This is a genomic window from Bacillus sp. SIMBA_008 (assembly GCF_046535495.1).
Classification (GTDB): Bacteria; Bacillota; Bacilli; order Bacillales; family Bacillaceae; genus Bacillus; species Bacillus subtilis.
Genome location: NZ_JAWRWL010001324.1, coordinates 1 through 234 on the forward strand (window position 1 = coordinate 1; position 234 = coordinate 234).

Genomic DNA, 234 nt, shown 5'->3' on the forward strand with positions numbered 1-234 from the left:
CGCCTGATCCCATTCCTTTCCTGATGCGTGGCGCCGGGGAGGCGCCGCGCGGGGTTCCGCGATGCTTGAATTTCCTCGCTGGAAATATTTCCTGATCCTTGCCGTGATGGCGCTGGGCGTGCTCTACGCGCTGCCGAACGCCTACCAGAAGGATCCTTCGGTACAGATCACCTCCAACCGTGGCGCCGCCGCCCTTGACGAGGCGCTGGTCAGCCGGGTCAAGACCGAGCTGGC

At 64.5% G+C, this 234-nt stretch carries 1 protein-coding gene; it reads left to right on the forward strand.

Going from position 1 to position 234, the window contains the following annotated elements:
* Window positions 1-61 precede the first annotated feature (61 nt).
* The coding region (locus tag SB658_RS27740) for a hypothetical protein (RefSeq protein ID WP_410603800.1) at window positions 62-234 on the forward strand (173 nt) is incomplete at its 3' end.